This is a genomic window from Gemmobacter caeruleus (genome assembly GCF_008271655.1).
Classification (GTDB): domain Bacteria; phylum Pseudomonadota; class Alphaproteobacteria; order Rhodobacterales; family Rhodobacteraceae; genus Gemmobacter; species Gemmobacter caeruleus.
Window position 1 is genome coordinate 41569 of record NZ_VKKX01000022.1, and the last position, 14479, is coordinate 56047.

At 67.4% G+C, this 14479-nt stretch carries 16 protein-coding genes; 1 reads left to right on the top strand and 15 read right to left on the bottom strand.

Translation table 11 applies throughout. The annotated features are described in order from the left end of the window. Nucleotides 1-17: 17 nt before the first annotated feature. From FOA17_RS07140 to FOA17_RS07175, 8 genes are all read right to left on the bottom strand, one after another. Nucleotides 18-635 (bottom strand): class I SAM-dependent methyltransferase, encoded by a 618-nt coding sequence (locus tag FOA17_RS07140; protein ID WP_149140789.1) that lies wholly within the window; start codon nt 633-635, stop codon nt 18-20. Then, on the bottom strand, nt 625-1377 hold the full coding sequence (locus FOA17_RS07145; RefSeq protein ID WP_149140790.1) for a CDP-alcohol phosphatidyltransferase family protein: 753 nt from the start codon (nt 1375-1377) through the stop codon (nt 625-627). Before FOA17_RS07145 ends, FOA17_RS07140 begins: the two co-directional genes overlap by 11 nt. 3 nt (nt 1378-1380) lie before the next feature. Continuing rightward, the gene (locus FOA17_RS07150; protein WP_149140791.1) at nt 1381-2097 is read right to left on the bottom strand and encodes a phosphatidylserine decarboxylase; all 717 of its coding nucleotides are present in this window, start codon (nt 2095-2097) and stop codon (nt 1381-1383) included. Between the two features lie 261 nt (nt 2098-2358). Then, on the bottom strand, nt 2359-3255 hold the full coding sequence (rpoH, locus tag FOA17_RS07155) for an RNA polymerase sigma factor RpoH (protein WP_149140792.1): 897 nt from the start codon (nt 3253-3255) through the stop codon (nt 2359-2361). Between the two features lie 273 nt (nt 3256-3528). Continuing rightward, a complete protein-coding gene (locus FOA17_RS07160) occupies nt 3529-4542 on the bottom strand; it encodes a histone deacetylase family protein (protein WP_149140793.1) in 1014 nt (337 codons plus the stop codon). Beyond that, nucleotides 4539-5000: a GNAT family N-acetyltransferase gene (locus FOA17_RS07165; RefSeq protein WP_149140794.1), complete on the bottom strand. Its 462-nt coding sequence runs from the start codon at nt 4998-5000 to the stop codon at nt 4539-4541. The genes FOA17_RS07160 and FOA17_RS07165 overlap by 4 nt, the downstream gene beginning before the upstream one ends. Then, nucleotides 5000-5914 (bottom strand): 3,5-dioxohexanoate:acetyl-CoA acetone transferase, encoded by a 915-nt coding sequence (gene kce / locus FOA17_RS07170; RefSeq protein WP_149140795.1) that lies wholly within the window; start codon nt 5912-5914, stop codon nt 5000-5002. Before kce ends, FOA17_RS07165 begins: the two co-directional genes overlap by 1 nt. A gap of 12 nt (nt 5915-5926) precedes the next feature. Continuing rightward, complete coding sequence (locus FOA17_RS07175; RefSeq protein ID WP_149140796.1) at nt 5927-7258, bottom strand: aminotransferase family protein; 1332 nt, start codon at nt 7256-7258, stop codon at nt 5927-5929. A 97-nt stretch (nt 7259-7355) separates the two neighbouring features. On the opposite strand from FOA17_RS07175, the gene FOA17_RS07180 reads away from it, so the two are divergent. Beyond that, complete coding sequence (locus FOA17_RS07180; protein ID WP_149140797.1) at nt 7356-8312, top strand: LysR family transcriptional regulator; 957 nt, start codon at nt 7356-7358, stop codon at nt 8310-8312. Here the strand turns inward: FOA17_RS07180 and FOA17_RS07185 are convergent. The 7 genes from FOA17_RS07185 to fumC are packed head-to-tail and all read right to left on the bottom strand — an operon-like array spanning nt 8309 to nt 14457. Further along, on the bottom strand, nt 8309-9412 hold the full coding sequence (locus tag FOA17_RS07185; RefSeq protein WP_149140798.1) for an NUDIX domain-containing protein: 1104 nt from the start codon (nt 9410-9412) through the stop codon (nt 8309-8311). The genes FOA17_RS07180 and FOA17_RS07185 overlap by 4 nt on opposite strands. After that, nucleotides 9409-9849: a TrgA family protein gene (locus FOA17_RS07190; RefSeq protein ID WP_149140799.1), complete on the bottom strand. Its 441-nt coding sequence runs from the start codon at nt 9847-9849 to the stop codon at nt 9409-9411. The genes FOA17_RS07185 and FOA17_RS07190 overlap by 4 nt, the downstream gene beginning before the upstream one ends. 28 nt (nt 9850-9877) lie before the next feature. Beyond that, entirely contained in the window at nt 9878-11077 is a 1200-nt protein-coding gene (locus tag FOA17_RS07195; RefSeq protein ID WP_149140800.1) for an SAM-dependent methyltransferase, read from the bottom strand. 47 nt (nt 11078-11124) lie between these two features. Further along, nucleotides 11125-12573, bottom strand: a complete 1449-nt coding sequence (locus FOA17_RS07200) for a cryptochrome/photolyase family protein (protein ID WP_149140801.1) — start codon at nt 12571-12573, stop codon at nt 11125-11127. A 51-nt stretch (nt 12574-12624) separates the two neighbouring features. After that, nucleotides 12625-12858, bottom strand: coding sequence for a ribbon-helix-helix domain-containing protein (locus FOA17_RS07205; protein ID WP_149140802.1), 234 nt, complete (start codon nt 12856-12858; stop codon nt 12625-12627). Continuing rightward, nucleotides 12855-13061: a DUF4169 family protein gene (locus FOA17_RS07210; protein WP_149140803.1), complete on the bottom strand. Its 207-nt coding sequence runs from the start codon at nt 13059-13061 to the stop codon at nt 12855-12857. Before FOA17_RS07210 ends, FOA17_RS07205 begins: the two co-directional genes overlap by 4 nt. 1 nt (nt 13062) lies before the next feature. Continuing rightward, the gene (fumC, locus tag FOA17_RS07215; RefSeq protein ID WP_149140804.1) at nt 13063-14457 is read right to left on the bottom strand and encodes a class II fumarate hydratase; all 1395 of its coding nucleotides are present in this window, start codon (nt 14455-14457) and stop codon (nt 13063-13065) included. Nucleotides 14458-14479 lie beyond the last annotated feature (22 nt).

Consider the following 14479-nt stretch of genomic DNA (forward strand, 5'->3'; position numbering starts at 1 on the left):
AATGGCGGATGTTGGCGCTAACGGCGACGCAGGCGCAGATAGGTCATCATGCCGAGGGGCGGCAGGCCGTCTTCCTCGACCAGTTGCAACCGCGCATCGCCCAGAACGGTCGCGCGGGCGAAATCGCTGTGCCAGCCCAGCAGGTCCGACAGGGGCGCGGCCGCGCGTTCAAGCCGGGCCATGATGCCGCTGCCCTCGGCCGCGAAATGGTTGACCACCAGCACATGCCCGCCGGGTTTGCAGACGCGGGCCATTTCGGCCATCACGCGCTCGGGTTCGGGCACCACCGACAGGATGTGCATGGCACAGACCGTGTCAAAGCTGGCATCGGGAAAGTCGAGATCGCGGGCATCCATCTGGCGCAGGGCGCTGACATGCGACAGGCCCTGTTCGGCAACCTTCTGGCGCGCCTTGGCCAGCATGTCTTCGGAAAAGTCGATGCCCGTCACCTGCATATGCGCCGCATAGAACGGCAGTGCGAGGCCGGTTCCCACGCCCACCTCCAGCGCGCTGCCCCCCACGGCATTGGCAAAGCCGACCGCCCGGCGTCGCCCGGCATGGGTCACGGCCCCGAAGGTCCGGTCATAGACCGGCGCCCAGCGGGCATAGGATTTGGCGACGGCCTCAAGCTCCATCCGGCGGCTCCTTGCGCGGTTTGGTGGCACCGCGGAGCAGACTTACCCCGATGATGCCGACATAGATCAGGTCCAGAACGACGAGCGTGGCCCAGGGATAGGCCAGCAGCGCCGCGAGCAGCGCGGCAAAGCCCACCACGACAAAGCGCACATATTGCGCCTCGAAGGTCAGCTTCTTGAAGGACGGCGTGTGGAAGCGGCCGATCATCAGCGCCCCGACCGCAGCCATCCAGACCGCGACCAGGCCACCATGCAGCGCGCCGGTGCCCCAGGCAAAGGCCATGAACATCGGAAGGAAAGCCAGCATCGCCCCCGCCGGCGAGGGCACGCCCTGAAAGCCCGCCTTTTCGGCCGTCGCGTCAATGGCGCGATGGCCGACATTGAACCGCGCCAGCCGCAGCAGGCAGGAGACGACATAGATCAGCACCGCGATCCAGCCCGCCGCCTTCATGTCTTGCAGCGCCCACATCCACAGGATCAGCCCCGGCGCCACGCCGAAATTGACGAAATCGCACAGGCTGTCGAGTTCGGCGCCGATCTGGCTTTCGCTGCGCAAGAGCCGGGCAAGCCGGCCATCCAGCCCGTCCATCACGGCGGCGAAAAAGATCAGCAGCAGCGCCGCGCCGAACCGGGCCTCCATCGCGAAACGGATCGCCGTCACCCCGGCGCAGAGTGCGCCGACCGTCAGCATGTTGGGCAAAAGCCCGATGATGGACATGCGGCGCGGACGCGGGCCTTCCATCGCTTACACCATCTTCGCAAAGCGCTGCGGCAGGTCGCGCCCCAGTTCCGCGATCACCGTCTCGCCGGCGACGCAGGTCTGGCCCAGCGTGACCAGCGGCACGACGCCTTCGGGCAGGTAGACATCGACGCGGCTGCCAAAGCGGATCAGGCCAAAGCGCTGCCCGGTCTTGAGTGTCTCGCCTTCGGAGATGAAGGGCACGATGCGCCGCGCGACCAGACCGGCGATCTGCACCACGGCGATCTGCCGCCCGTCGGCCAGTTCCAGACACAGCGAATTGCGCTCGTTATCCTCGGACGCCTTGTCGAGCGAGGCATTGAGGAACTTGCCCGGGCGATAGGCCATCTTGACCAGCCGCCCGGCGATCGGGGCGCGGTTCACATGGCAGTTGAACACCGACATGAAGACCGAGACCCGCAGCAGCGGATCGGACCCCATGCCCAGTTCCGGCGGCGGGGCGGCGCGTTCGATCAGCGACACCGTGCCATCGGCCGGCGAGATCATCAGCCCCTCGCCCTGCGGCACGGCGCGCTTGGGGTCGCGGAAGAAATAGTAGCACCAGACCGTGAGGCCGGCGCCGATCCAGCCCAGCGGCGCCCAGATCCAGAACAGGACCAGCGTGATCGCGGCAAAGATGCCGACGAAGTTGTAGCCTTCGGGGTGCATCGGCTTGATGAAGGTATCGAGCATCGACAGATGCGCATCGGTGGGCTGGGTCATTGTCATTCGTCCTTGATCCGTTTGCGCCCTTGCTACTGCCCATGGCACCGGGGATCAACGTCTGCGCGACAGCCCGGCCCCGCCCGATGCGGACCCGCCCGGAATCGGACGGAATACGACGCTTTGTCTGGAATAAGCGACGCCGTGTAAAGGGATTCGCAATCACATCTTCAACGCAGAGGCGACTTTCCGCAAGGGAAAGGGGCGGCCCGCCAAAACCATGGCAGACCGCCCCTGAAAAACGCCCCAACCTTACGCCGGTCAGACGCCGGCCAACATGCCCTTGCCACGCGCGAGTTCGGTCATCTTCGCCTGAAGCTTTTCAAAGGCGCGAACCTCGATCTGGCGGATACGCTCGCGGCTGACGCCGTAGCTTTCCGACAGATCCTCCAGCGTCACCGGCTCGTCGCTGAGGCGGCGCTGCACCAGGATGTCCTTTTCGCGGTCGTTCAGCACGCTCATGGCCTGGGCAAGCAGCGCGCGCCGGGCCTCCAGCTCGTCGCGCTCGGCATAGGCGCCGGCCTGATCGCTGTCTTCGTCCTCCAGCCAGTCCTGCCATTGGGTGCTGCCCTCGCCATCGCCGCCGACCGTGGCATTGAGCGAGGCATCCGACCCCGACAGGCGCCGGTTCATCGCGATGACCTCATCCTCGCTGACCGACAGGTCGCGGGCGATCTGGGCGACGTTTTCAGGGCGCAGGTCGCCCTCCTCCAGCGCGCCGACCTTGGCCTTGGCCTTGCGCAGGTTGAAGAACAGCTTTTTCTGCGCCGAGGTGGTGCCCAGCTTCACCAGGCTCCAGGATCGCAGGATATATTCCTGGATGCTGGCGCGGATCCACCACATCGCATAGGTCGCAAGGCGAAAGCCCTTTTCGGGGTCGAACCGCTTGACCGCCTGCATCAGCCCGACATTGGCCTCGGAAATCACCTCGGCCTGCGGCAGGCCATAGCCGCGATAGCCCATGGCGATCTTGGCCGCCAGCCGCAGATGCGAGGTGACCAGCCGGTGCGCGGCCTTGGGATCCTGATGATCGACCCAGGCCTTGGCCAGCATGTATTCCTCTTCCGGCTCCAGCAGGGGAAACTTGCGGATTTCCTGCATATAGCGGTTCAGCCCCTGTTCGGGGCTGGGGGCGGGAAGATTGGCATAGCTCGACATTCACTCACTCCCTTTCGCGCGCACCGGACGGATGTGACCCCCGCCGCGGGACTGGAAAATCTAGGTCAGCAGCGGCCCTTGTGCAAGACAACGCAGGCGGGCGCATGCCGGTTTCACGCAGATGTGGGGTAGCTCCGTCGCGCTGTCGAGGATTGTGACGGTCCGGTCACGCAAGCGTGTGTTCGCGGTAACATCCGGCGCGCCCGGCCCGCAGGCGCCGCGGGGGCGCTTCGCCCCCCGCACCCCCCGAGGATATTTGGGAACAGATGAAGGTCAGCCCAGCCCGTTGAGAAAGGCCGTGAGGTTTGCGCCCAGTTCCGGTTGCAGATAGCCGCCCTCCTGCACCACCAGCAGCCGCAGGCCGGTGGCGGCGATGTCTTCGGCGATGCGGGTAAAGCCTTGGGTGGTCAGCTTCAGGCCCTGAAACGGGTCGTCCTCATGCGCGTCGAGGCCGAGGGCGATCACGATGACATCGGCCCCGAAGGCCCGGACGCGGGCCAGTGCAGTGGCGAGGGCGGCGCGATAATCGGCATCGCCGGTGCCGCGTGGCAGGGGGAGATTGAGGTTGTAGCCCAGCCCCTCGCCCGTGCCGCGTTCCTGTGCGGCGCCCCAGAAGAACGGGTAGAAGCGGTCGGGGTCGGCATGGAGGCTGACGGTCAGCACGTCGCGGCGGTGGTAGAACATGCCCTGCGTGCCATTGCCGTGATGCACATCCACATCAAGGATCGCCGGGCGCAGCCTCTGCCCCCGCAGCCATTCGGCAGCGATACCGGCATTGTTGAGGAAACAGAAGCCCCCCGCCAGATCGGCAAAGGCATGATGCCCCGGTGGGCGGCACAGCGCATAGGCCGGCGCGCCGGCCAGCACGCATTCGGCGGCGGTGAGCGCGGTCTGGGCCGACCAATAGGCGGCCTCCCATGTGCCGGCGGCGATCGGGCAGGCGGTATCGGCCTGATGCCAGCCCGCCTGGCCGACGGCGGATTTGGGGTAATTGGCGCTGCGGCGGTCGGGGTGGATATTGGGGATCACCTCATCCGCCGCGCCTTCGATGCGTTTCCAGCGCGGGTGGATGGTTTGCAGGAAGGCAAGGTATTCGGCCGTATGCACCGCCGCCAGCGGCCCCATGCCGAAATCGCGCGGGGGGGCAAAGACTGCGCCCGCGGCCTCGGCCCCGGCCTGCAACACCGCGATGCGTTCGGGCTTTTCCGGGTTCGGCAGGCGGGTGCCATTGGCCATGAACATCTGCGGGTCATGCCCGGCCTGACGGGGGTCGAGAAATGCCTTCATAATGCCTCCAGGGCCGCGCCTTCCAGCGTCAGCCAGATCTCGTCGGGTTTGGGGTGGAAACCGAGGCGGTCGTAAAAGGCCCGGGCGCGCGCGTTGTCATCATAGACGGCAAGGCGCAGGAAGCCCGGCCCCCAGCGGCGCGCGGCCTCGTCGCGCACTCCGGCCAGCAGGCGGGCGCCAAGGCCCTGCCCCCGCGCCGCCGCATCCACCCAGATATCCGAGACATAGACCCCGACCGCGCCGCGATAGGTGGAAACCTGCGGCGAAAAGATCGCGACGCCGTGCAGGGCCGGGCCGTCCTCGGCCAGCAGCGCGTACAGGGCCACATCGGGGCCGAACAGCGCGGTTTCGATCAGCACATCGCTGGCGCGGTGGCGGTCGCCCATATCGGCCGACAACGCCGCCAGCGCGGCATTGACGCGCGCCCCCTCACCCGGGATGGCCAGACGCAGCCGCATCAGAACGCCACCCGGCCCTTGAGGCCGAGAAGCGCGCGCGCCTCCGCCGGGGTGGCGACCGTGCGGCCCAGGGCCTCGACGATGCCGCGCAGCTTTTCCACCTGTTCGGCGTTGGATTTCGCCAGAACGCCTTTCGCGAGGTAGAGGTTATCTTCCAGCCCGACGCGGACATGGCCGCCCATGGCCGCCGCGATGGCGGCGAATTCCATCTGCCGCCGCCCCGCCGCCAGAACCGACCATTCGAATTTCGGAAACAATCGCTGCGCGGTCTGGTGCAGGTGGATCAGATGCTCCGGCTCTGCCGGGATGCCGCCCAGCACACCCATGACGAATTGCAGGAAGATCGGGCCGGTGACCAGCCCGCGATCGACGAAATGGCGCAGCATGGTGAGGTGGCTCACGTCATAGCATTCGAACTCGAACCGCGCGCCGCGGTCGCGGCCCATGCGTTGCAGCACGCCCTCGATGTCGCGCGGGGTGTTCTTGAACACCAGATCGTCGGAATTGCGCAGGAAGGGCTCCTCCCAGTCGAACCGCCAGTCGCGGGGTTTCGCGGCCATCGGATAAAGCGCAAAGTTCATCGTGCCCATGTTGAGGCTGCACATTTCTGGCGCGAAAGCCAGCGGTGCCTCCAGCCGTTGATCCAGGGTCATGACCGCCGACCCGCCGGTGGTCATGTTGAGAACGGCATCGCAGGCGTTTGAAATCATGGGCAGAAAGCCCCGCCAATGCGCCGGGTCGGCAGAGGGGCGCCCGGTTTCGGGGTCGCGGGCATGCAGGTGCAGGATCGCCGCGCCTGCCCTGGCCGCGTCGATGGCCTGCGTCGCGATTTCCTCGGCCCGGAACGGCAGGTAGGGCGACATGCTGGGCGTGTGGATGGAGCCGGTGATGGCGCAGGAGATGACGATCTTCATGCCAGCTCCCCCTTATGCCAGCGCCCGGGCATGGGCATCGGCGAAACCATCGAGCGCGCGTGTCAGTTTCTCCATGATCTCGTCCACCTGGGCTTCGGTGGTGATCATCGGCGGGCAGACAAGGAAATGATCGCCCTCATAGCCGCCCCGGGTGCGGCGGGAATAGATGATCAGTCCCTCGGCATAGGCGCGTTCGACCAGATCGTCGAAAGCCTTCATCTCGCGCGGCAGCGGCGCCATTGTTTCGCGATTGGAAACGAACTCAAAAGCCAAAAGCAGCCCCTCGCCCCGCACATCACCGATGAAGCCATAGCGCTGCATCAGCGCCGAAAGCCGCGTCTTCAGCAGTGCCCCGACATGGCGGGCATTGGCCATCATGCCCTGACGCTCGATCTCGGTCAGCACGGCCAGACCGGCGGTGCAGGCCAGCGGATTGCCGGCATAGGTATGGCCATGCAGGAACCCGCCTGCATCCTGCACTGCCTGCACGATATGTTCCTGCGCGATCATCGCGCCAAGCGGCACATAGCCCGCGCCAAAACCCTTTGAAATCGCAATGATGTCCGGCACCACGCCCCAAAGATCACCACCAAGGAAGGCGCCGACGCGGCCGCCGCCGCTCATCACCTCGTCATGGATCAGCAGGACGCCGTATTTGTCACAGATCGCGCGCACCTCCTGCATATAGCCGGCCGGTGGCACCAGCGCGCCGGTCGAGGCGCCGCCCACGGGTTCGTGGATGAAGGCCAGCACCGTCTCCGGCCCCTCGGCCAGAATGCGCGCCTCCAGCATGGCGGCATAATGCGCGCCGGTGGCGGGGTCGTCAGCGTCCAGCCCGTCGAGATAGGCGCGCGGCGCGGGGATTTTCGGCATCTCCACCATCATCGGGCGGAAGGGATCGACCAGCGGGTCATAGCCCGTCACCGACAGCGCCCCCAGCGTGCAGCCGTGATAGGAGGGAAAGCGCGAAATCACCTTCCAGCGGCTTGCCTGCCCCGTCACCACCGCATATTGCCGCGCGAGCTTCATCGCGCTTTCCACCGCCTCGGACCCGCCGGAGACGAAGAACACCTTTTCCATTCCCGCGGGGCTGAGGGCGGCGACCTTGGCGGCCAGTTGTTCGCCCGGTTCGGTTTCGAAATGCAGGCGATAGCCGAAGGTCGATTTGTCCATCTGCGCCCGCATCGCGGCCAGCACGGCGGGGTTGGAATGGCCGATATTGCTGACCATCGCGCCCGACGACCCGTCGATGAAGCGCCGCCCCGAGCGATCCCACATATAGATCCCCTCGGCGCGGTCCAGCACGGGGCGCGCGGCGGTGGAAAGGTAGAAAAGATGGCTCATCGCGGTCTCCGGGCAGGGGTCGGAGGGCAGGATGGGGCAAGGTTCTGCATTCTTCAAATGGATTGTTCAAATCCATGGCATTGATATAGTGAATGCCATGCGCCTCAGCCCCGCCGAAAAACTCGCCCGTGATCTGGACTGGAACCTGCTGCGGGTCTTTCTCGCGCTGGCCGAGGCCGGGTCGGTCACACGCGCCGGCGAGAGGCTGGGGCTGAAGCAGCCTTCGGTCAGTCAGGCGTTGAAGCGGCTGGAGGATCGGGTCGGGCATCGGCTGATCGACCGGGGCGCCGGGCATTTCGCGCTGACGCCCGAAGGCATCGCCCTGCGCGCCGAGGCCGAGCGGGTGCAGGGTGCGGTGCTGCGCGCCGCCGAGGCCATGGCCGAAGCCGCAGGCGAGGTGGCGGGCGAGGTGACGCTGGCGCTGACCTCGCATGTCGTCTCGCCCCTGCTGGACGAGGCGCTGCGGCGTTTTCATCAAAGCCACCCCAAGGCGCGGCTTGCGATCGAGATCATGCCGTCACGCGCGGCGCTGACGCGGCTGGCCGAGGGGCGGGCCAGCCTGGCGATCTGCCTGCTGCATGAGGCGAGCCCCGGCCTGCAAGCCCAGGTTTTCTATCGTGAATTCTTCGGGTTCTTCTGCGGCCCGCCGCATCCGCTGTTCGGGCGGCAGGGGCTGCGGCTGGCCGATCTGCGCGGGCAGGCCGCCGTCAGCTTTCAGACCGACCGGATGGGCGATGCGCTGGCCGCCGTCACCGCCTTGCGCCAGCGCGCGGGGCTGGTCGGGCCGGTCGGGCAGTCCAGCCATCTGGAGGAGGTGCGCCGGATGATCGTCGCGGGGCTGGGCATCGGGCCGCTGCCCCTGCATGTCGTGGCCGAGGATGTGGCCGCCGGGCGGCTGTGGCGCCTGCCGCCGCTGGATGACCCGCCGGCAATCGACGTGCATCTCTTGCGCAATCCGCGCGCGCGGCGGAACCGGGCCGAGGCGGCCTTTCTGGCGATCCTCGACGCGGCCCTGGCGGCAGAGCCGGCGGAAAGCCGGGTCTACGGCCCCTAGGCGGCGCCCCGCAGCCGCGCGCGTTCGCGCTGCAACCACAGCGCTGTCACCAGAAGCGGCGCATTGGCGACCTCGCCGCTGGCGACCAGCTCCATCAGCCGGTCAAAGCCGATCAGATGGCCGCGAATATCCTCGGCCTCGCCCGCGACGCCAAACACCCCGGCGCAATCATCGGGCAGATCGCACAGCGCGACATAGGAATAAAGATATTCGCTTTTTGCCCCCGGGGTCGGGTAATAGCCGGCCACCGGCTCCAGCGCGCCCAGATGCAGGCCCGCCTCCTCCACCGCCTCGCGGCGCGCGGCCTGTTCGGGGGTCTCGTCCGGATCCACCCGGCCGGCAATCGCCTCCAGCAGCCAGGGCTGCGGATCGCCCCGCCCCATCGGCCCGGCGCGGAACTGTTCGATCAGCAGCACCCGGTCGCGGACGGGATCATAGGGCAGCACCGTCACCGCATCGCCGGAGACAAAGACCTCGCGGTTGATGCGCGGGCTCATCCCGCCGTCAAAGCGGCGATGCGACAGATCGTAGGATTCGATGGCAAAGAACCGGGCATGCGGCTGTTCCATCCGGTCGATCACCACATCGCCGGGCCGGGCGGCATGGCGCAGCGTGGTCGGCGCCGCGGCGGCGGCGCGCACGCGGCTCGCGCCGCGCACCAGCATCAACGGGTAACGCCGCACCACCTCGGCCGGCGGGCGCTGCCCCATCAGCGCCATGACATCGCCTGCCGTCGCAGTGGCAATCGCGCCCCAGTCGCGCACCCAGTCGGCCAGGTGCCAGGGACCGGCGACCGCCGCGCCTTCGGGCGGCAGCCAGACCAGCGCGGGGCGCCCCGCCACGGTCAGAGGCTGCGTGCGATAGCCAAAGCCGCCCTCGTAATAGTCAAGCCGGGCCATGTCCTCGGCCCCTGCCCCGGCAAGGCGCAGGCCCGTCGCCACCTGCCCCGCCGCGGGGCGGATCACCGGCCAGGGGCCATCGGCCGACCAGCGCACCTCATGATCGGGCAGGATCGCCGGTTCGACCTGAACCGCGCGGCCCAGCACGGTTTCCAGAAGCGGCAGATGGCAAAGCGTGCCGTAAAAGAACAGGTCGGTCACGGCCAGCGCCGCCCTACCATCCCCGCCAGCATGCCGCAGGCGACCCCGCCCAGCATCATCGTGCCAAAGAAGGCGGGCGTCGCCATCATGCCGATGTAATGCGCCGCGATCTCGAAGATGCCGACCACGGCCTCCAGCGGGCCCTTGTAAAGCTTGTTGGCCGAGCGGCGCAGCATTTCCTGCGTGGAAAAGAACAGCACCGCCACCAGCACAGTGATGACCACCGTGAGGATGCCCGAACTGGGTGCCTCCCGCGCGGGCAGACCGGCGCGCGTGCCCATCACCCGCCAGCCGCACAGCAGCCCGATCACCACGCACCAGATGTAAAAGGCGTTCGGCACATAATCGAGCGGCAGTTCCGCGCGGTAATTCACCGCCAGAACATAGGCCAGCACGGCGAACAGGATCGCCCCTGCGAGTTTTCCGGCTGTCGGCATGATGTCCCTACCCCTGCTGCGCGGCCCTTCATCCGGGGCGCGTCACCGTTACCTGCGTCACGTCGCAGTTTCCGCCGTGAAATGCCCCGGCGCAAGAGGTCAGATAGAAATTCCACATGCGCCGGAACCGCGCATCAAAGCCAAGCGCCGCCACTTCGGGCCAATGGGCGTTGAAGCGTTCGTGCCAGCGGCGCAGGGTCAGGCTGTAGCTTTCGCCGAATTCGACCGAGCCGCGCAGCACCAGCCCCGCCCGCCCGATCTGCGCCCGCAGCGCCCCGGGCGAGGGCAGCATCCCGCCGGGAAAGATGTATTTCTGGATGAAATCCACATTGCGCCGATACTGCGCAAAGCGGCGATCGGGCACGGTGATGATTTGCAGCGTGGCATTGCGGCCGTGCCGGAGCCGATCATGCAGGGCGGTGAAATAGGCGGGCCAGTATTTCTCGCCCACGGCCTCGAACATCTCGATGGAGGCGATGCCGTCATAAAGGCCGTCCGTATCGCGGTAATCCTGCAATCGCAGTTCCACCCGGTCGGCCAGCCCCGCCGCCGCCAGCCGCGCCTGCGCAAAGGCGCGCTGTTCGCGCGACAGCGTCAGGCAGGTCAGCCGCATCCCCCGCCGCGCCGCATATTCGGCAAAGCCCCCCCAGCCGCAGCCGATTTCCAGCAGGTGATCGCCTGGCCGCGCCCCCATCTGATGCAGCAACGAGGCATATTTGGCCTCTTGCGCGGCCTCCAGGCTTTCCTGTCCGCTGTGAAACAGCGCCGAGGAATAGGTCATCGTGGCATCCAGCCACAGGCGGTAGAATTCATTGCCCAGATCATAGTGATAGGCGATGTTGCGCGGCGCCTGCCGGCGGGAATTGCCGCGCAGCCAGTGGCGCAGCCGTTCATAGGCGCGCAGCAGGCCCATGCCGGGAAAGCCGTCATTCACCGCGTCATTGCCGGGCGCCTGCACCAGATCCATCAGGGCTTGCAGGTCGGGCGTATCCCAGTCGCCGTCCAGATAGGCGTCGCAAAAGCCCAGTTCGCCCTCGCGGATCAGCCGGGCCAGCACATCGGGGGCGCGCAGATGCAGTTCGGCAGCCGGACCGGGCGCCGCGCCCTGGGCGCGGAACCGCCGCCCGTCGGGCAGCACGATCTCCAGCCGCCCCGATTGCAGCCCGCCCGCCACCTTCAGCACCTGCGCAAGGTAGCGGGGCAGGTCCGGCGCATCCTCCAGGCTCATGGCCCCCCCTTCCTTCGGCGTGGCCCATGTTTGCCGATCGGCCGGTTTCACTCAAGCCCTTCGCGCGGGGTGTCGGCCTTCAGCCCGGCATAGGCATCCAGTGCCCGCGCCCGCCCCGCCGCCAGCCCGATCCGCGGCGCCGGATAGGGCGCCCGGGGATCAAGCCCCCAGGCCCGCGGCACCGCCCGGAACCAGGATTGCGCCGTCTCGCCCGGCGCGGCCGAGAGTTCGGCCACGAAGCGGCGGCGATACTGCGCGCCGGGGTCGAACTTTTCGGCCTGACCGGCCGGGTTGAAGATGCGGAAATAGGGCGCCGCATCCGGCCCGGACCCCGCCACCCATTGCCACCCCATCGCATTGGCGGCCGGATCCCAGTCGGTCAGGCAATCGGCGAACCAGGCCAGCCCGACCCGCCAGTCGGTCAGCAGATGCTTGGTCAGGTAGCTGGCCGCCACCATCCGGGCGCGGTTGTGCATGGTGCCGGTCACATACATCTCGCGCAGCGCGGCATCGACAAGGGGTTCGCCCGTCTGGCCACGCCGCCAGGCCTCGGCATCCTCGTTGTCGCCGCGCCAGGGAAAGCCGTCCCATTCGGGGCGCCAGTTGTCGCGCGCGAGGTTTGGCACATGGAACATCAGATGCCAGGCAAATTCGCGCCAGACCAGTTCCTTGAGGAAATGTTGCGCGCCGCCCGCCCCTTCCTGCATGGCGCGAAAGCCCGCATGCCAGATCTGGCGGGGCGAGATCTCGCCATAGGTCAGGTTCTCCGACAGGCCCGAGGTCGCGTCACGGGCGGGAAAGTCGCGGGCCTCGCGATAGGGCCCTATCTTGTCGGCGAGGAATGCCGCCAGCCGGTCTTGCGCCGCCGCCTCGCCCACGCGCTGCCAGGTCAGGCAGACCGCCGCGCCACGCCGCATCGCGGCCCCCAGGTGCCAGTCCTCCAGCCGGTCCGAGCCGGGCCATTCTGCCGGTGCGGGCCAGGCATGGGGGGCGGGCAGCGCGGCGGCCACGGGGCGATCCTTCACCGCGTTCCAATAGGGGGTATAGACGCGGTAATAGCCGCCCTGCCCGGTCTGCACCGTCCAGGGCTCGTGCAACAGAAACCCCGGATGGCTGTCGGCGATCAGGCCCCGCGCCCGCAGCGCCGCCTTGACCGCGCTGTCGCGGGCGCGGCCCGCGCCGTCATAGCCGCGCGACCACATCACCCCCGCCGCGCCGGTTTCGGCGATCAGCGCCTCCAGCACCGCCAGCGCCGGGCCGCGCCGCAGGATCAGCCGCGCCCCCCGCGCCGCCAGCCGCGCCGAAAGATCGGCCAGTGACAGCCCAAGCCGCCATTTCGCCGCCGCGCCAATGGCTTCGGTTTCAGGATCGAGCAGAAAGACCGGGATCAGCGGCCGCCCCGTCGCCACCGCCGCCGTCAGCATCGGATGATCCGACAGGCGCAGGTCGCGGCGGAACCACAGGATCAGTGGGGCATCGGCAGAAGGGGGCGGCATGGTGGCTCCGGTCAGGTCATTCCCCTACTACGCGCCGAAACGCCAGCCGGATCAATCCCTTGCCGCAAGGGCCGCCTGATAGTGCCGCAGAACCGCCAGCCGGATCGCCGTCGCCAGGCCGCAATCAGCCCCGCGCGCAGCGTCGATTTCCACTGCCAGTTCGTTCAGGCCCAGCCCGCGCGCCTGCGCCATGTCGCGGAAGGCCTGCCAGAATTCATCCTCCAGCGAGACCGAGGTGCGGTGCCCGCTGAGGGTGAGCGAGCGTTTGACCGGCCGGCCGCTCATGCGCCGTCATCCTCGTCCTCGGCGGGGCCGCCGGAACGAAGATGGCCGGCATGGTCGCGGGCCGCCTTGTCGGCCCGCGCCTCCTCCAGATTGCGTTCGGCCTTGCTGCGGCCGAACTTCACGGCATTGGCGTCGGCCTCCGCGCGCCGCTCGGCGCGCGCCTTTTCCTTGCGGAACCGGTTGAGGTTGACGATCTCGGCCATGTCAGCCCTTCGGACCGATCATGTCCTCCGGCCGCACGATGCGGTCAAAGGTCTCGCCATCGACAAAGCCAAGTGCGATTGCCTCTTCGCGCAGGGTCGTGCCGTTCTTGTGCGCGGTCTTGGCGACCTTGGTCGCATTGTCATAGCCGATGGTCGGGGCCAGCGCCGTGACCAGCATCAGGCTTTCCTTCATCAGCTTGTCGATGCGGGCGGTATTGGCCTGGGTGCCAGCCACCATGTTGTCGGTGAACGACCCGGCCGCATCGCCCAGAAGCTGCATGGATTGCAGCACGTTATAGGACATCATCGGATTGTAGACGTTCAGTTCGAAATGGCCCTGGCTGCCGGCAAAGCCGACGGCGGCGTCATTGCCCATCACATGCGCGCAAACCATGGTCAGCGCCTCGGCCTGGGTCGGGTTGACCTTGCCCGGCATGATCGACGAACCCGGCTCGTTCTCCGGCAGGATCAGTTCGCCCAGCCCCGACCGCGGGCCAGAGCCCAGCAGACGCAGGTCGTTGGCGATCTTGAACAGGCTGGCCGCCACCGTCTTGAGCGCGCCAGAGAACATGACCATCGCGTCATGCGCGGCCAGCGCCTCAAACTTGTTGGGCGCGGTCACGAAGGGCAGCGCGGTGATCTCGGCGATCTGCGCGGCCACGCGGCTGTCCCAGCCCACGCGGGTATTCAGGCCGGTGCCGACGGCGGTGCCGCCCTGCGCCAGTTCGTAGATATGCGGCAGGCACATCTTCACCCGCTCGATCCCGCGTTCGACCTGCTTGGCATAGCCGCCGAATTCCTGGCCCAGCGTCAGCGGCGTCGCATCCTGGGTATGGGTGCGGCCGATCTTGATGATGTCCTTGAATTCCTCGGCCTTGGCGGCCAGGGCGGCGTGCAGTTTCTCCAGCCCCGGCAGCAGCACGTCGCGCGCCATCATGCCAATGGCGACATGCATCGCGGTCGGGAAAGTGTCGTTGGACGACTGCCCCATGTTGCAATGGTCGTTCGGATGGACCGGCTTTTTCGACCCCATCACGCCACCGAGCATTTCGATCGCGCGGTTCGAGATGACCTCGTTGGCATTCATGTTCGATTGCGTGCCCGAGCCGGTCTGCCAGACCACCAGCGGGAAATTGTCGTCGAACTTGCCGTCGATCACCTCGGTCGCGGCGGCGGCGATGGCATCGGCCAGTTCGGCGGGCATGTCGCCCTGCGCCTTGTTCACCAGCGCGCAGGCCTTCTTGATGACGCCAAGCGCGCGGATGATCGCGACGGGCTGGCGTTCCCAGCCGATCGGGAAATTGATGATCGACCGCTGGGTCTGCGCGCCCCAGTATTTGTCGGCGGGAACCTCGAGCGGGCCAAAGCTGTCGGTTTCGGTGCGGGTGGCGGTCATGGGCAAGCCTCCAGAGATTTTC

What these genes read in the sequence shown, in the direction of transcription:
- fumC (WP_149140804.1), bottom strand. Translation starts at nt 14,457, where the DNA reads ATGACCGCCACCCGCACCGAAACCGACAGCTTTGGCCCGCTCGAGGTT.
- FOA17_RS07165 (WP_149140794.1), bottom strand. Translation starts at nt 5,000, where the DNA reads ATGCGGCTGCGTCTGGCCATCCCGGGTGAGGGGGCGCGCGTCAATGCC.
- FOA17_RS07205 (WP_149140802.1), bottom strand. Translation starts at nt 12,858, where the DNA reads ATGAGCGGCCGGCCGGTCAAACGCTCGCTCACCCTCAGCGGGCACCGC.
- FOA17_RS07145 (WP_149140790.1), bottom strand. Translation starts at nt 1,377, where the DNA reads ATGGAAGGCCCGCGTCCGCGCCGCATGTCCATCATCGGGCTTTTGCCC.
- FOA17_RS07210 (WP_149140803.1), bottom strand. Translation starts at nt 13,061, where the DNA reads ATGGCCGAGATCGTCAACCTCAACCGGTTCCGCAAGGAAAAGGCGCGC.
- kce (WP_149140795.1), bottom strand. Translation starts at nt 5,914, where the DNA reads ATGAAGATCGTCATCTCCTGCGCCATCACCGGCTCCATCCACACGCCC.
- FOA17_RS07195 (WP_149140800.1), bottom strand. Translation starts at nt 11,077, where the DNA reads ATGAGCCTGGAGGATGCGCCGGACCTGCCCCGCTACCTTGCGCAGGTG.
- FOA17_RS07140 (WP_149140789.1), bottom strand. Translation starts at nt 635, where the DNA reads ATGGAGCTTGAGGCCGTCGCCAAATCCTATGCCCGCTGGGCGCCGGTC.
- FOA17_RS07190 (WP_149140799.1), bottom strand. Translation starts at nt 9,849, where the DNA reads ATGCCGACAGCCGGAAAACTCGCAGGGGCGATCCTGTTCGCCGTGCTG.
- FOA17_RS07175 (WP_149140796.1), bottom strand. Translation starts at nt 7,258, where the DNA reads ATGAGCCATCTTTTCTACCTTTCCACCGCCGCGCGCCCCGTGCTGGAC.
- FOA17_RS07150 (WP_149140791.1), bottom strand. Translation starts at nt 2,097, where the DNA reads ATGACCCAGCCCACCGATGCGCATCTGTCGATGCTCGATACCTTCATC.
- FOA17_RS07180 (WP_149140797.1), top strand. Translation starts at nt 7,356, where the DNA reads ATGCGCCTCAGCCCCGCCGAAAAACTCGCCCGTGATCTGGACTGGAAC.
- rpoH (WP_149140792.1), bottom strand. Translation starts at nt 3,255, where the DNA reads ATGTCGAGCTATGCCAATCTTCCCGCCCCCAGCCCCGAACAGGGGCTG.
- FOA17_RS07200 (WP_149140801.1), bottom strand. Translation starts at nt 12,573, where the DNA reads ATGCCGCCCCCTTCTGCCGATGCCCCACTGATCCTGTGGTTCCGCCGC.
- FOA17_RS07160 (WP_149140793.1), bottom strand. Translation starts at nt 4,542, where the DNA reads ATGAAGGCATTTCTCGACCCCCGTCAGGCCGGGCATGACCCGCAGATG.